This window comes from Pseudomonas sp. E1BtOHC1 (assembly GCF_058744285.1).
This window is the reverse complement of record NZ_CP196023.1, coordinates 4,841,260-4,857,271: the sequence shown is the minus strand read 5'-3', so window position 1 is coordinate 4,857,271 and position 16,012 is coordinate 4,841,260. Positions and strand designations below refer to the sequence as shown.

The following is a 16,012-nucleotide window of genomic DNA, read 5'->3' as shown; positions in this document are numbered from 1 at the left end:
TTCCAAGGGCCTGGCACCTCAGGTCCGGGGCCGCTTTTTGCGTCAAAAAACTCAGGAGACAGCATGTCCACTTTCGATGATCTGCAGGATTGCCCCTCTTGGCCCGAGGCGTTTGCCCAGCACTATCGCCAGGCCGGGTACTGGCGCGATGAAACCTTTGGCGACCTGCTGCGGGTGGCTGCCCAGGCCTTCGCCGAGCGCGAGGCGCTGACCGATGGCGAACAGCGCCTGAGCTATCGGCAGTTGGACCTGCGGGTCGACCAACTGGCCGCCGGCCTGTACCGCCTGGGGTTACGGGCCGGGGACAACGTGGTCCTGCAACTGCCCAATTGCAGCGCCTTCGTCGAAACCTGCTTTGCCCTGTACCGCCTCGGCGTGCGGCCGATCTTCGCCTTGCCCGCGCACCGGCATCTGGAGATCGGTCGCTTCTGCGAATTCGCCCAGGCCCGCGCCTACCTGTGCGCCGACCGTGACGCCAGCTTCGATTTCCGGGCCATGGCCCGGGGTCTCAAGGCCGGCAATCCGCACCTGGAGTGGGTGATAGTGGCCGGCGAGGCCGAGGAATTCACCGCCCTCGATGGCCTGTATGACCCGGCCCCGTCGCCGGCTTTCCCGGTGCCGAGTGCCGATGCCGTCGCTTGCTTCCAGTTGTCCGGTGGCTCCACCGGGATTCCCAAGCTGATCCCGCGGCGGCACAACGAATACCTCTACAACCTGCGGGCCAGCGTCGAGCGCTGCGGCTTGTCCAGTGCCAGCGTGTACTTGGCGGTGCTGCCCATGGCCCACAACTTTCCCATGTGCTGCCCGGGGTTCATGGGCACCTTGTCGGTCGGCGGGCGGGTGGTGCTCGGCCACTCACCGAGCCCGGAAGTCTGTTTTGCACTGATCGGGCGCGAAGCCGTGACCCACACCGCCCTGGTGCCGCCCCTGGCCCTGGTCTGGATGGAGGCGGCCCAGGCACGCGGACGCGGATTGCCGTCTTTGCAGCTGTTGCAGGTGGGCGGGGCCAAGCTCAGCTTCGAGGCGGCGCGGCGCATCGAGCCGGTACTCGGTTGCCGCCTGCAACAAGTGTTCGGCATGGCCGAAGGACTGATCTGCTACACCGACCCGCAAGACCCGCCCGAGCGGGTGCTGCACACCCAGGGCCGGCCCCTGTCGCCGGCGGACGAAATCCGCGTGGTGGACGAGCAGGACCAGCCCGTCCCGGTGGGGCAGGTGGGCCAGTTGCTGACCCGTGGTCCCTACACCATTCGCGGCTATTACCGCTATCCCGAGCACAACGCCCAAGCCTTCACCGCCGACGGTTTCTATCGTACCGGTGACCGGGTGCAGCTCACCGCCGACGGCTACCTGATGGTGGAAGGGCGGGACAAGGACCTGATCAACCGCGGCGGCGAAAAGATCGCCGCCGAAGAAGTGGAGAACCTGCTGCTGAGCCATCCGGCGGTGGCCGACATCGCCCTGGTGGCGATGCCCGATGCCTTCCTCGGCGAGCGCACCTGCGCCTTCGTCATTCCCCGTGGCCCGGCGCCCCGGGCTCCGGAACTGCTGCGCCATCTGCGGGCTCAGGGCCTGGCGGCGTTCAAGCTGCCGGATCGCTTCGAATTCATCCCGGCCTTTCCCCAGACCGGGGTCGGCAAGGTCAGCCGCAAACACCTGCGTGAGGCGATCCAGGCCTTGTACTTCGGCGCTGAGGCCGAAGCTCAGGTGGGAAGTGATGCCCGTGGCTGAACAACCAGGATTGACTGAACTGTTGCAACCGGTGCGCGGGCGTCTGCTGGCGGCGATGCTGCTGCAGGTGCTGGCGGCGCTGGTGGGCCTGCTGCCGCTGATTGCCGTGGCCGAACTGGCGCCGCTGTTGCTGGCGGGCGAGCTGGACGTGGACCGCGCGGGCTTCTGGCTGCTGGCCGGGGGCGGGGCCTTGCTCTTGCGCTTGTTGGGGTTGGCGGCGGGGTTGCAGATTACCCATTTGGCCGACAGTGACCTGCAGCGCCATCTGCGCCAGCGCATTGCAGCCCATCTGGCGCGGGTGCCCCTGGCCTGGTTGGGTGGTCAGCGGGAAACCGCCGAGCGGGTGCTGCTGGAGGATGTTGGTGCTCTGCATCAGTTGGTGGCACACCTGCCCAACAATCTGGTGGCGGCGTTGGTGGTGCCTTTGGCCAGCCTGATCTACCTGCTGACCGTGAGCCTGCCCATGACCCTGGTGGTGCTGGCGCCACCGCTGGTTGCGCTGTGGCGCCTGCGGGTGATGCGTACCCCGGCTTACCACGCCGAGCGCCAGCGCTTGGGCGGGGCCATGGGCGCACTGTCGACGGCGACCCTGAACTTTGTGCAGAGCATTGCCATGGTCAAATCCTTTGGCCGGGTGGAGCGGGTACAGGACGACTTCTTCAAGGCAGTAGAGGATTTTGCCGGTTTCTTCTCCCAGTGGGTCGAGCGCTGGGCCGGCCTGGGGGCCAGTGTCGAAGTGCTGCTCTCGCCTCTGCTGGTGCTGGCCCTGGTGCTGGTGGGCGGGGTGCCGCTGATTGCCGGCGGCTGGTTGCAGCCCGTGCAGTTGCTGGCGTTCGCCTTGCTTGGCCCGGCCCTGGCGGCGCCGGTGGCGGCTCTGGGGCATGGCGCCGATTCCCTGGTCCAGGGCCGGACGGCGGCGCAGCGCATCAGCGCGGTGCTGAGCACCCCGGTGCTGGCGCAGCCGGCGTTCTCCCGGGAACCTGAAGGGGCCCTGGTGACCTTCGATGCCGTGGACTTCAGCTACCCCGACGGCACCCAGGTGCTGCGGGGCATCGATCTGCGTCTGCAGCCCGGCACCCTGACCGCCCTGGTGGGGGATTCCGGGGCCGGCAAATCCACCCTGGCCACCTTGCTTGCGCGCTTTGCCGATGTCAGCGCCGGGGCGATCCGCATCGGCGGTGTCGACCTGCGGGACATGGACAGCGCGACCCTGTATCGCCAGGTGGCCTTTGTCTTTCAAGAGGTGCGTCTGCTGCGCGCCAGCGTCTTCGATAACCTGCGCCTGGGGCGCCCCGAGGCCAGCCTCGCACAGGTCGAGGAGGCGGCCCGGGCCGCGCAGATCCATGAGCGCATCAGCGCCTTGCCCGAGGGTTATCACACCCTGTTGGGGACCGGCGTGCAGTTGTCCGGCGGCGAGGTCCAGCGTCTGGGCATTGCCCGGGCCATGCTCAGCCAGGCACCGATCCTGGTACTCGACGAGGCCACTGCGGCCAGCGATCCGCAATCCGAAGCGGCGATCCAGCAGGCCCTGTCGCGGTTGGCGGCAGGGCGCACGGTGCTGGTGATCGCCCATCGCTTGAGCAGCATTCAGGACGCCGATCAGATTGCCGTGCTCCAGGGCGGGCAATTGCTGGAGTGCGGTCGGCACCAGGCCTTGCTGGATCAGCAGGGGGTGTATGCCGAACTGTGGGCGGCGGAGCAGCTTGGCGCTGCCGCGTTGACGAGGGCCCTGCCATGATCGCTGCCCTGTTACGCAGCTTGCAGCCCAAGGAAGCCGGCCTGCTGCGCCGGGCGCTGTTGGCCATGGCGGCCAGTGCCTTGGCCCAGGGCCTGGCGCTGGCCTTGCTGCCCATGGCGTTTGCCTGTGTCTTCGACGCCGCGTCGGGCAAGGCGCCCTGGCTCTGGGCCGGGGCCTTTGCCGGGTTCGCCGGGCTGTGCCTGTGGTTGCGTCGTCATGCCCAGCTTGCCGGCTACAGGGCCGGGGCTGCGGCAGCGCAGTCGCTGAACCTGCGCATCGGCCAGCAGTTGGCGCGCCTGCCCCTGGAGTGGTTCGTCGAGCGTCGCGGTGCCGAGCTCAACCGTTTGGTGACCCATACCGTGGCGCAGATCATGAGTGCCCCGGCGCACCTGTTGCAGCCCATGGCCAATGCCCTGCTGACGCCCCTGGCGTTGCTGCTGGCGCTGTTTTTCTACGACCGTTCAATGGCCCTGGCCGCCCTGGCCAGTGTGCCCCTGCTGCTGTTGTTCTATCACTGGGGCGTGCGTTGGGGCGGGCAGGCCGAGCGCCTCAGCGAAGCGGCGGCCGGCGAAGCGGCGGCGCGGGTCCTGGAGTTTCTGCGTCAGCAGCCGCTGCTGCGCTCCTGCGGGCGCAACGCTGAAGGCTTCAGCCTGCTGGGCGAAGCCTTGCAGCAACAGCGTCAGGCTCAGCGCCGGGCCCACTGGCGCACCTTTCCGGCGGCCCTGGGGCTGGTGGTGGTGCTTCAGGCCGGCTACACCGCCGTGTTGCTGTGCGGGCTTTATGCGGTGCTCGGCGGCAGCCTCGGGGCCGTGCAATACCTGGCCCTGGCGGTGCTTGCCAGCTGCCTGGTGGAGCCCATGGGGGCCCTGGTCAACCTGGGCACCACCTTGCGCCAGACTCGCCACGGCGTGGACAGCCTGTGCCAGTTGTTGAGCCTGGCGCCCCTGCCGGAGCCGGCCGAGCCCCAGACGCCGCAGGGGCAACGGGTCGAGGTGCGGGAGCTGAGGCTGGTTCGCCAGGATCGTGCGGTCCTGCAGGACATCAGCTTCGAGCTGGAACCGGGCTCCCTGAACCTGCTGGTGGGGGCCTCGGGCTCCGGCAAGTCGAGCCTGTTGCGCTTGCTGGCGCGTTTTTGCGATGTCAGCAGCGGCGCCATCCTGCTGGGGGGCGTGGACCTGCGCCAGCTCTCGGCCCGGCAGCGCGACCAGGACATTGCCCTGATGTTCCAGGACTGTCCGCCGCTGGCCGCCAGCCTGCTGGACAACCTGCGCCTGGGACGCCCCGAGGCCAGTGAGGCGCAACTGATGGCCGCCGCCCACGCCACCGGCCTAGACCGCCTGGCCCAGCGCCTGCCCCAGGGCTGGCAGACCCGGGTGGGCGAGGGCGGCGTCAGCCTCTCCGGCGGCGAACGCCAGTGCCTGGCCCTGGCCCGGGTCATGCTCAAGGACGCCACCCTGATCCTGCTGGATGAACCCACCGCCGCCCTGGACGCCATCAGCGAAGCACGGGTCAACCGCAGCCTGCTGCAACTGGCGCGTAAGCACACGGTGCTGCTGGTGACCCACAAGCCGACCCTGGCCCCCGATGCCGGGCAGATCTTCCTGCTGGACCAGGGCCGCCTGGCCCAGCGCGGCACCCATGCCCAACTGATGGCGGCTGCGGGCCGTTATCGCGAACTGTTCCACGAGCGCGAGGCGATCAATCGCTGGCGCTTGCGACCCACCCCTTCCGTACCCCATAGGACCGTCCACCATGACTGATAACCCAGCACTGGCACGCGCTCATCCAGCGCACGCCAGCCTGAGTCATTCACCCCAAGGACTCTGCGCAGGCATTGCGCGGCTGCTCAACTACGAGCCCGAGGACCTGGAGGCGGATGCTTCGCTGATCGAGCAGGGCCTCGATTCGGTGAGCATCATGCGCCTGCCGGCGTTGCTGGCCGCCGAGGGCGTGACCCTGAGCTTTGCCGAACTCATCCAGCACCCGACCCTGGACGCCTGGTGGGCGCTGATCGAGGCCCGTCGCGGCCTCGCGGCGCCGCGCCTGCAGGCGGTAGCCGGCGCCGGCGACAACCCTGATTTTCCACTGACCTCCCTGCAACAGGCCTACTGGTTCGGTCGCGATCCGGGCATGCCCCTGGGGGGCGTGGGTTGCCACCTGTATCAGGAGCTCGATGGCCAGGGCCTGGAGCCTGAGCGTCTGGAACAGGCTTTGCGCCGCCTGTGCCAGCGTCATCCGATGCTGCGGGCCTGCTTTGTCAATGACACCTGCCAGCGCATCCTGCCGCAGAGCCCCTGGCCCGGGCTCAGCGTTCACGACCTGCGCCAGGCTGGCAGCGTGGTCGTGGCCCAGACCCTGGAGCAGATTCGTCAGCGCCTGTCCCATCGCTGCCTGGAGGTCGGCCGCGGGGAAGTCTTCGATGTGCAACTGAGCCTGCTGCCCGAAGGCCGTAGCCGTCTGCACCTGAACATCGACCTGTTGGTGGCGGATGTCCTGAGCATTGGCATCCTGCTGCGGGATCTGGCCCTGATCCATGCCGGTCTCGAACAGCAACTGCCGGCCCTGGAGTGGGACTTTGCCCACTACCTGAAGGCCGAACAGGCGGCTCGGGCGCCGCAACTGGCGGCGGCCCGGGACTACTGGCTACCGCGCCTGGAGGATCTGCCCGACGGCCCGCAATTGCCCCTGGCCCAGGAGCCGCAGCAACTGGGCACGCCACGCTTCCGGCGTCTGGCCATGCGCCTGGATAAACACCAGTTGCAGGTCCTGGAGCACAAGGGCCGGCAGCATGGACTGACCCTGGCCAGCGTGCTGGCCTGTGCTTATGCCCAGGTGCTGGGGCGCTGGAGTGCCAGTCAGCATTTCCTGCTCAACGTGCCGCTGTTCAACCGCCAGGAACTGCACCCTTGCGTGCCCCATCTGCTGGCGGACTTCTCCAATCTGGTGCTGCTGGAAGTGGATCAGCGCCAGCCCCTGGATTTCTGCCGGCAGGCCCTGGCACTGCAGGCTCAGTTGCACCGGGATATCGCCCACAGTGCCTGGCCCGGGGTCGAGGTGCTGCGCGAGCGTGCACGCCTGCGCCAGGGCGGCGGTCAGGGCGCACCGGTGGTCTTTGCCTGCAACCTGGGTCCGGCCTTTGTCGATGACACCTGCCGCCAGCAACTGGGCGAGCCCGGCTGGGCGTTGTCGCAGACGCCCCAGGTGTGGCTGGATCACCAGAGCTACCCCATGGCCGACGGCCTGCTGCTGAACTGGGACGCGGTGCAGGGGCTGTTCCCTGAGGGCCTGTTGGAGCAGATGTTCGAGGCTTATCGCGGTCTGCTGCTGTGGCTCTGCGAGCATGACTGGCAACAGGTGGCGCCGTTGCCCCTGCCGGCCGAGCAGGAGCGGGTGCGCAGCGCGGTCAACGACTGCCGGCACGCGACCCCGGCCCGGCTACTGCACCAGGGTTTCTTCCAGCAGGCCCAGGCCCATCCCGAGGGGCTGGCGCTGATCTGTGACCAGGGCCAACTGAGCTATGCCGAGCTGGCCCGGCAAGCCCTGCAGCTGGCGGGCGCCCTGGTGGAGTGGGGCGTGCAGCCCGGCGAGGCGGTGGCGGTCACCCTGCCCAAGGGCCGCGAGCAAGTGATCGCGGTGCTGGGGATTCTGGCGGCTGGTGCGGTCTACGTGCCGGTGGGCATCGAGCAGCCGCCGGCCCGGCGCGACGTGATCTATCAGCGTGCCGGGGTGCGTGTGGTACTCACCGACACGGCTCACCGCGACGGCGGCATCTGGCTCGCCGCACTGCGGGTGGTGACCCTGGCCCAGGCGCGCCCGGCAGTTGCCCTGGCGCAGCCGTTACCGCTTGCGGCGGATGCCCTGGCGTATGTGATCTTCACCTCTGGCACCACCGGTGAACCCAAGGGGGTGGAGCTTTCGCACCAGGCAGCGATGAACACCATCGAGGCGCTCAACCGGCGTTATCGGGTCAGCGCCGAGGATCGGGTGCTGGGCGTCTCGGCCCTGGATTTCGACCTGTCGGTGTACGACCTGTTCGGCCTCTTGAGTGTCGGTGGCGCCCTGGTGCTGCCGGCCGACGCCATGCGCAAGGAGCCCCAGGAATGGCTGCGCCTGATCCGCGAACAGCGGGTCACTCTGTGGAATTCGGTGCCAGCGCTGCTGGACATGTTGACCTTGCAGGTACGGGACGGTGCCGGCCTGGCGTCGTTGCGCCTGGCCATGGTTTCCGGGGACTGGGTCGGCCTCGATCTGCCCCGTCGCCTGCGCCAGGCGGCGGGGCGTGACCTGCAGTTCGTGGCCCTGGGTGGCGCCACCGAGGCGGCGATCTGGTCCAACTACCAGGACGTGGACGCGGTGCCCGGGCACTGGCGTTCGATCCCCTATGGCCGGCCCCTGGACAACCAGTGCTTCCGGGTAGTGGACAGCCAGGGCCGGGATTGCCCGGACTGGGTGCCCGGCGAGCTGTGGATTGGCGGCGCCGGCGTTGCCGCGGGCTATCGCGGCCTGCCCAGCCTCAGTGCCCAGCGCTTTGTCGAGCATGACGGCGGACGCTGGTACCGCACCGGCGACCAGGGGCGCTACTGGGCCGACGGCACCCTGGAGTTCCTCGGGCGCCTGGACCATCAGGTCAAGGTCCGCGGCTTTCGCATCGAGCTGGCGGAAATCGACGCGGCCCTGGAACGCCACCCGGCCATCAGCCGTGCCCTGAGCCTGGTGCTGCCCGGCAGCGAGCCGCAGCTGGCGGCGGTGCTGGTGGCCAACGAGGCGCTGCCACAGCCCCAGGCCCTGCGGCAGTGGCTGGGTCAATGGCTGCCCGAACACATGCTCCCGGACAGCTGGCTGACCCTGGCCGAACTGCCGCTGAGCAGCAACGGCAAGGTCGATCGCGCCGCCTTGCTGTGGCTGTTGCAGGAGCAGCGGCGCGGCATCCAGCCACAGAGCTGCGAGGCCCCGCAAGGGCCGTGGGAAGAGGCCGTAGCCGCCCTCTGGCAGGAGTTGCTGGAGGTGCCACAGGTGGGCCGGCACCAGGGCTTTTTCGCCCTGGGCGGCAACAGCCTGCTGGCAGCCCGCTTGATCGAACGCATCGCTCGGCAGTTCCAGCTGGAACTGTCGCTCAAGGACTTTTTCAACGCGGCCACCGTGGCCCTGCAGGGGCAGTTGCTCGCCTCGCGCCGGGAACAGCGGCCCGTCAATCAGAACGCAATGGTGGAGGGCGTGTTATGACGCTGCAGCAACTGCAACAGGATCTGCAACAACTGGGCGTGGAACTCTGGGAAGAACAGGGCCGCCTGCGCTATCGGGCTCCGGCCGGGGTCATGGACGAAGCGCGCCTGCAGCAGCTTCGGCAACACAAGGACGCGCTGCTGCAACAGCTGCAGGCGGCGCAGATGCCGACCCTGGAGGCCGATCTGCCGGCCCGGGAAGAACCCTTCCCGCTGACCGATGTGCAGGCGGCCTATCTGCTGGGCCGCACCACGGCGTTCAGCTTTGGCGGCGTGGCCTGTCACGGTTATCTGGAGTTCGCCCAGCAGGACCTCGACCCGCTGCGCCTGGAACAGGCCTGGAACCAGCTGATCGCCCGCCACGAGATGCTCCGCGCGGTGGTGCTGGAGGAGGGCTACCAGCGCATCCTGCCCCAGGTGCCGCATTACACCATCGCGAGCCACGACCTGAGCCAGGACGACGGCAGTGCCTTGCAGGCCTTGCGCGAGCGCATGGAACTGCGCCGGGCCACGCCCCAGCAATGGCCTTTGATCGAACTGTGCGTGAGCCAGGGCCGCGACACCTCGCGGCTGCACCTGTCGGTGGATCTGCTGGTGTGCGACTACCAGAGCGTGCGCATGCTGCTGGCCGAGTTGCAGCAGCTGTACCGTGGCGAGGCCCTGCCGGCACCGGCGCAGATCAGCTTCCGCGACTACGTGCTGGGCGAGCGGCGCCTGCGCGAGCAACCGCGCTACCAGCGCGACCGTGACTATTGGTGGGCGCGGGTCGACAGCCTGCCGGGGGCGCCGGAGCTGCCGCTGCTGGGAGCACCCACCGGGCCACGCTTCCAGCGCCGGGCCATGAGCCTGGAAGCGCGGGACTGCAACGCGCTGCGCCTGAATGCGGCCGCCGCCGGGGTCGGTGTGTCGGCGGCGATCCTGTCGGCCTATGCCGAAACCCTGGGCCGCTGGAGCCGTCGCGGGCACTTCTGCCTGAGCCTGACCCTGCTCAATCGCTTGTCGCTGCACCCCCAGGTGGATCGCCTGGTGGGGGATTTCAGCTCGGTGGAACTGCTGGAAGTGCAGACCCTGCAAGGGGGCAGTTTCGGCCAGCGCAGCCAGCAGTTGCAGGAGCGCCTGTGGCAGGACATGGACCATCGCCTGTGCTCGGGCATCGAAGTGCTGCGCGAGCTGGCGCGGCGCAAGGGTCAGGATGCGGCGCTGATGCCGTACGCCTTCACCAGCACCCTGGGCGCGGGTGGCGAAAGCGGCGGCGGGGCCTTCATGCCGGGAGCCGAGCTGGTGTTCGGCATCAGCCAGACTCCCCAGGTGCTGATCGATTGCCAGGTCAGCGAACGGGACAACGGTCTGGCGATCAACTGGGACATTCGCGAAGGGGTATTCAGTGAGGCGCTGCTCGACGACCTGTTCGATACCTTCGAACGGTTGCTCAAGCGCCTGGCCCGGGAACCCTCGGCCTGGACCCTGGACGATTGCCTGGAATTGCCGGCGGCCCAGCGCCTGCAGCGCGAGCTGGTGAACCAGACAGCGGCGCCGTTGTCCGCCGGAGGGCTGCATGAGCCGTTCTGGCGTCGGGCGGCCGCCACGCCCCAGCGTGTGGCCTTGATCCAGGGCGCCGGGCAACTGAGCTACGGCGAACTGGCCGGACGCGCCGAGGCCGTGGCCGAGGCCCTGCTGAAGGCCGGCTGCCAGCCGGGCGAGCGGGTCGCGGTGTGCATGGACAAGGGCCTGGAGCAGGTGATCGCGGTGCTGGGCATTCTGCGGGCGGGGGCGGCCTACCTGCCCCTGGACACCAATCAGCCCGAAGCCCGGCGCCAGTTGATCCTGGACAACGCCGAGGTCGGCCGGGTGCTCAGTCAGTCCTGGTTGAGCGATGAACTGTGCTGGCCGGCGCGGGTGACTCAGGTGATCCAGGTCGATCAGAGCCCGCTGGCGGCGCAAGCTCCGTTGCCGGTGCAGGACATCGATCCGCAGCAACTGGCCTATGTGATCTACACCTCCGGCTCCACCGGGGTGCCCAAGGGCGTGATGATCAGCCATCAGGCGGCGCTCAATACCATCGTCGACATCAACCAGCGCTTTGCCATCAACGCCGAGGATCGGGTCCTGGCCCTGGCCAGCCTGGGCTTCGACCTGTCGGTGTACGACCTCTTCGGCCTGCTGGCAGTGGGCGGCGCGCTGGTGCTGCCGGACCCGCAACGCCGCGCCGATCCGTCGCACTGGGCCGAGTGCGCCCGGGAGCATGGGGTGACCCTGTGGAACTCGGTGCCGGCGCAATTGCAGATGCTCACCCACTACCTGCAGGCGGTGCCGTCCATGGCTCCTGGGGCCCTGCGTCTGGCGCTGCTGTCGGGGGACTGGATTCCCCTGAACCTGCCGGCGGAGGCTGCGCAACTGTTGCCGCAGTTGCGGCTGATCAGCCTCGGTGGGGCCACGGAAGCGGCGATCTGGTCGATCTACTACCCGATCACCCAGGTCGATCCGCAATGGCGCAGCATTCCCTACGGCGCGCCTCTGGCCAACCAGCGGTTCATGGTCCTCGACGAGCAGGGCCGCGACCGTCCCCAAGGCGTGGCCGGCGAGCTGTACATCGCAGGTAGCGGCCTGGCCCTGGGTTATCTGGGGGATGCCGAGAAAACCGCCGAGCGTTTTGTCGATCATCCCCGCAGTGGCGAGCGCCTGTACCGCACCGGCGACCTGGGCCGCTACCTGGAAGATGGCCTGATCGAGTTCCTCGGTCGCGAGGATTTCCAGGTCAAGGTCCGCGGCCATCGCATCGAACTGGCGGAGGTGGAGAGCGCCTTGCTCAGCCATCCCCATGTGGAGTCCGCGGTGGTGGTGGCCGCGGGCGAAGGGGCCTTCGATCGGCGTCTGCAGGCCTGCCTGCGGGCCAGTCTGCGGGACATGCCGCTGGCGTGGCCGGAGCACTTGGAGGCGCGCACCCAGACAGCGGCCCAGGCCGTGCGTGGCGATCTGAGCGATGCCCTGGTCAGCGAGATGTCGGCCTGTGTCGAGCGCGCCGCGCTGCTGTCCATGGGCCTGGCCCTGCAGCGTCCCGGGCTGTTCCAACAGGCGGGACAGAGTCACTCCCTGGAAGAGGTGTTGGCCTTGAGCGAAGTCGCGCCGCGCAACCAGCGCTTGATCCGGCGCTGGTTGCAGGCCCTGGCCAAAGAAGGGCTGGTGCAGCATGACCGGCAGTCCGGTGGCTACTCGGACCTGCGGGTGCAGCGCGAGGAATACCGTCAGCTGTGGCAGCGCATCGAAGCCCTGGAGCCTTCCGTGGGCTGGGGCGCCGAGGTCCTGCGTTATTTGCGCGAGAGCCAGGAGCAACTGCCGGCGCTGATGAGCGACCAGCTGGACCCGCTGCATCTGCTGTTCCCCGAGGGCCGCACCGACACCGCCGAGGGCGCCTACCGCAAGAACCTGATCAGCCAGTACCTGAACCAGGCAGTGTGCGCCGCGGTGCAGGAGATCATCCGCCAGCGTCCCGCCGGCCAGCGCCTGCGCCTGCTGGAGATCGGCGCCGGGGTCGGCGGCACCAGCGCCGATCTGATCCCGGCCCTGGACGGCCTGCCGGTGGACTACCAGTTCACCGACCTGTCGCAGTTCTTCCTCAATGAGGCCCGGGAGCATTTCGCTGCCTATCCCTGGGTCAGCTACGGGCTGTTCGACCTCAACCAGGATCACTGGGCCCAGGGCGTGGCTGCCAACTCCCTGGACGTGATTCTCTGCGCCAACGTGCTGCACAACTCGCGGCATGCCAGCCGGGTGCTGGCGCGGCTGCGGGAGATGCTGGCCCCGGGTGGCTGGCTGATCTTCATCGAGGCCACTCGCGACACTTACCAGATCATGGCCTCCATGGAGTTCAAGGAAGGCCTGAGCGCTTTCGAAGATTTCCGCGCGGAACTGGACACCACTTTCATCCGTCGCGAGCAGTGGCAGCAGTTGCTGCTGGAGGCCGGGGGCGAAACCCCGCTGTGCCTGCCCCAGGCCGATGACGCCATGTCGCAGATCGGTCAGCACCTGTTCATCACCCGCTTCAAGAGCGAGCGCCAGACCCTGGAGCCCGAGCAACTGCGTGCCCATCTGGCCCAGCGTCTGCCGGACTACATGATCCCGGCGGACTGGCAGATCCTCGATGAAATGCCCCTGACCGCCAACGGCAAGGTCGACCGTCAGGCCCTGGCCCGGATCGGTGTGGCCGGGCCCGAGCAACAGGTCAACAGCGGCGCGGCGCCCCTGGACGATCTGGAACGCAGCATCGCCGAGGTCTGGCAGACCCTGTTGCGGGTGCCGGCGGTAGGCCGCGAGCAGGGCTTCTTCGAGCTCGGCGGCGACTCGCTGCTGGTGGCCCAAGTGGTGGGCCGCCTGCGCGAAGCCTTGCCCCAGGCCCGGCAGTTGCCCTGGAGCGACTTGCTGCGGCAGTTGATCAACCAGCCCACGGTAGCGGCCCTGGCCGACTACCTGCGCGGGCAAGGGGTACAAAGCGATTCGCCTCTGGTGCGCGTCAGCGACAAGGCCCAGGGCCCGACGCGGATCTTCGTCCACGACGGCAGCGGCACCCTGGCGCCGTACCGTGCGCTGTTCGCTGCCCTGGGGGAGGAAGCGCCCCTGGAAGGGCTGGTGCTCAACGATGTGCCGGGTTACCTGGCGCTGGAGCCGGCCACGGCGATTCGTCAGCTGGCCGAACGTTATGCCGACACCCTGCAGGCCGAAGGCCGGCGCCAGGTGAGCATCGTCGGCTACTGCCTGGGCGGGTTGCTGGCCACCGAACTGGCGGCGTGCCTGGCGGCGCGCTCCATCGAGGTGCTGCAACTGAGCGTGATCAGCAGTTACCGGGTGCCGTTCATGATCGAGGATGACCTGCTGGCCGAGTACGTGTTCGCCCGGGTGATGCAGGCCGATCCGCTGGCCCTGGGTTACCCCGAGGACGAACAGGCCATGGAACGCAGCATCGCCCGGGTTCTGGCCCAGACCCCGGGGCGGGTGCCCCAGGGTTCGCTGCTGGCCTTGAGCGACGATGGCCAATGCACCTCGGCCCTGGCCTGTCTGCAGCGCCTGGCAGAGAAGACCCCGGAGCAGCGCCTGCAGGCAATTGCCGAGGCCATGCGCCATGCCGGTTCGCAACTGAGTGACCTGGACTGGCTGCAGGAGCAACTGCGGGTGCTGCGCCACAGCCTGGCGGCGGTGGCTCTGCATGAAGCCACGCCGTATCAGGGGGACATGCTGTTCATTCGCCAGAGCGGCGAGGTTCAGGTGCTGCCCGGCATGCACCGCGACATGAGCGCCTACTGGCAGGCCCTGTGCCTGGGTGAGCTGCGGGTGGTGGATGTGCCCGGGGATCACTTCAGTTGCATGCAGCAGCCCCAGGTGCAAGCCGTGGCCCAGGCCTTCGATGCCGTCACCGAGGTGGCGGCATGAGTGGGGCGGTCATTGGACTGGTTGGGGCCTATGGCAGCGTCGGTCGTCAGGTGGCGCAGCTGTTGGCCGGCCACGTAGCGCTGCGCCTGGGCGGGCGTGCCCCGCAGCAGGCCGAGCAGTTGAACCAGCAGTTGGGGGCGTGCGCCGAAGTGCGCGCCCTGGACCTGTGGGATGAGTCGAGCCTGGCCGATTTCTGCGCCGGCTGCGCCCTGGTGATCAATTGCGCCGGGCCCAGCTACCGGATTCTCGATCGGGTGGCCCGGGTCGCGCTGGCGGCGGGCGCCGACTACCTGGATGTGGGCGGCGACGATCCGCTGCACGAGCGTCTGGCCGGGCAGGTGCCCGAAGGGCGCCGGGTGCTGTTGTCGGCGGGCATGCTGCCGGGGCTGTCGGGGGTGTTCCCGCGGTTGCTGGCGCAGTCCTTCCAACGCGTGGATGAGATGCGCTGCTATGCCGGTGGCCTGGGGCGTCTGTCCGCCACGGCCGCCGAGGACTTCCTGTTGAGCCTGGGCAACGGCTTTGGCCAGGCCCAGTGCGGCTGGCGCGAGGGACAGGTGGTGCGCAGCACGGCGAGTGCCGAGCAGCACCTGGAACGGGACTGGCTGCCGGTGGCCGGGGTGCAGGCCTATCCCTACCTGAGCACCGAGCAGCAGCGCTTGTTCAGCCAACTGCAAGTGCCTCACGGCCAGGGCTTCAACCTGTTCGAGGGCGGGCAGTTGGCGGCCGCCCTGCAGCGTATCCAGGGCTCGGCGCCAGAAGCGCGCCACTGTCCGCAGAATGTGGCCGCGCTGGTTCAGGCCAGCGCCTTGGATGTCGCTGGACGGCGGCCGTACCAACTGCTGGCGGTGGAGGTCGACGGCCTGCGTGACGGCCGCCAGCAGCAGGCCAGCGCCTGGCTGCGGGCCGGCGACGGTTCGCGGCTGACCGGCAGCGTTGCGGCGTTCTGCGCGCTGCATTGGCAGCTATTGCCGCAAGGCCTGCACTACGCGGCCCAGGTGCTGGATGCCGAGGCCTGCCTGGAACAGGTCTGTCAGTGGTTGCCGGACACCCGGGTCAGCCTGGGCCACAGCGCCGGTACCCCACTGGTCGAGCTAGAGGAGGGTGTGCTGTGAGAAAGGCTCCCAGTGCCTGGCTGCGCCGTTACCCGCAGCCGCAACCGCCACGCTGCCGGCTGGTGTGCCTGCCCCATGCCGGCGGCAGTGCGAGTTTTTTCAATGACTGGCGCCGTCAGATGCCGGCGGATGTCGAGCTGATCAGCGTGCAGTACCCGGGGCGCGAGGAGCGCCTGAGCGAAACCTGGCCCGGCAGCCTGGAGTGGATGGCGGGCACTATCACCCGGGCCCTGTCGGACCTGGTGGACCGGCCGTTGGTGCTGTTCGGCCACAGCATGGGCGCGGCCCTGGCCTATGAAGTGGCAGGGCGCATGCAGCAGCAAGGCTCGGCCCCTCAGCGGCTGATTGTGTCCGCACACCCGGCGCCCCATCGCCAGCGCCACAGCGAGCTGCACCTGGGGTCGGACGAGGCGTTGCTGGCGGATGTACAGCGCCTGTCCGATGGCGCGCCGTCACTGTTGGACGACCCGACGCTGCGGGACCTGTACCTGCCGGCACTGCGTAATGACTATCGGCTGATCGAGTCCTATCGCGGCGACATCGGCCGTGCCCTGGACCTGCCCCTGAGCGTGTGCCTGGGCGGCCAGGACACTGAAGTCGATGCGGACGAAGCCTATGCCTGGGCCGAGGTCAGCGCCCAGGTCACCGACTTCCAGAGTTTCCCCGGTGGGCACTTCTATTTGCGCGAGCAGCAGGCCGAAGTGCTGCGGCACCTGACCCGGCTGCTGGCGGGCCACGGCGAGCAGCCGTGGCAGTGCTGGCCCTCGACCCCGTGAATTTTCCTTTGG

General features: G+C 68.6%; 7 protein-coding genes. All 7 read left to right on the top strand.

All coding sequences use genetic code 11. The annotated features are described in order from the left end of the window. Positions 1-63: 63 nt before the first annotated feature. From ACSSVC_RS21875 to ACSSVC_RS21845, 7 genes are read left to right on the top strand one after another with little or no spacing between them, the layout of a single operon-like run. Entirely contained in the window at positions 64-1,731 is a 1,668-nt protein-coding gene (locus ACSSVC_RS21875; RefSeq protein WP_492611363.1) for a (2,3-dihydroxybenzoyl)adenylate synthase, read from the top strand. Then, positions 1,718-3,469 (top strand): ABC transporter ATP-binding protein, encoded by a 1,752-nt coding sequence (locus tag ACSSVC_RS21870; protein ID WP_346635551.1) that lies wholly within the window; start codon positions 1,718-1,720, stop codon positions 3,467-3,469. The genes ACSSVC_RS21875 and ACSSVC_RS21870 overlap by 14 nt, the downstream gene beginning before the upstream one ends. Next, positions 3,466-5,229, top strand: coding sequence for an ABC transporter ATP-binding protein (locus tag ACSSVC_RS21865; protein ID WP_492611362.1), 1,764 nt, complete (start codon positions 3,466-3,468; stop codon positions 5,227-5,229). Before ACSSVC_RS21870 ends, ACSSVC_RS21865 begins: the two co-directional genes overlap by 4 nt. Continuing rightward, a complete protein-coding gene (locus tag ACSSVC_RS21860) occupies positions 5,222-8,692 on the top strand; it encodes a non-ribosomal peptide synthetase (protein ID WP_492611361.1) in 3,471 nt (1,156 codons plus the stop codon). Before ACSSVC_RS21865 ends, ACSSVC_RS21860 begins: the two co-directional genes overlap by 8 nt. Then, complete coding sequence (locus tag ACSSVC_RS21855) at positions 8,689-14,112, top strand: non-ribosomal peptide synthetase (protein WP_492611360.1); 5,424 nt, start codon at positions 8,689-8,691, stop codon at positions 14,110-14,112. The genes ACSSVC_RS21860 and ACSSVC_RS21855 overlap by 4 nt, the downstream gene beginning before the upstream one ends. Continuing rightward, on the top strand, positions 14,109-15,224 hold the full coding sequence (locus tag ACSSVC_RS21850; RefSeq protein WP_492611359.1) for a saccharopine dehydrogenase NADP-binding domain-containing protein: 1,116 nt from the start codon (positions 14,109-14,111) through the stop codon (positions 15,222-15,224). The genes ACSSVC_RS21855 and ACSSVC_RS21850 overlap by 4 nt, the downstream gene beginning before the upstream one ends. Next, entirely contained in the window at positions 15,221-16,000 is a 780-nt protein-coding gene (locus ACSSVC_RS21845) for a thioesterase II family protein (protein ID WP_446440239.1), read from the top strand. The genes ACSSVC_RS21850 and ACSSVC_RS21845 overlap by 4 nt, the downstream gene beginning before the upstream one ends. Positions 16,001-16,012: the final 12 nt, after the last annotated feature.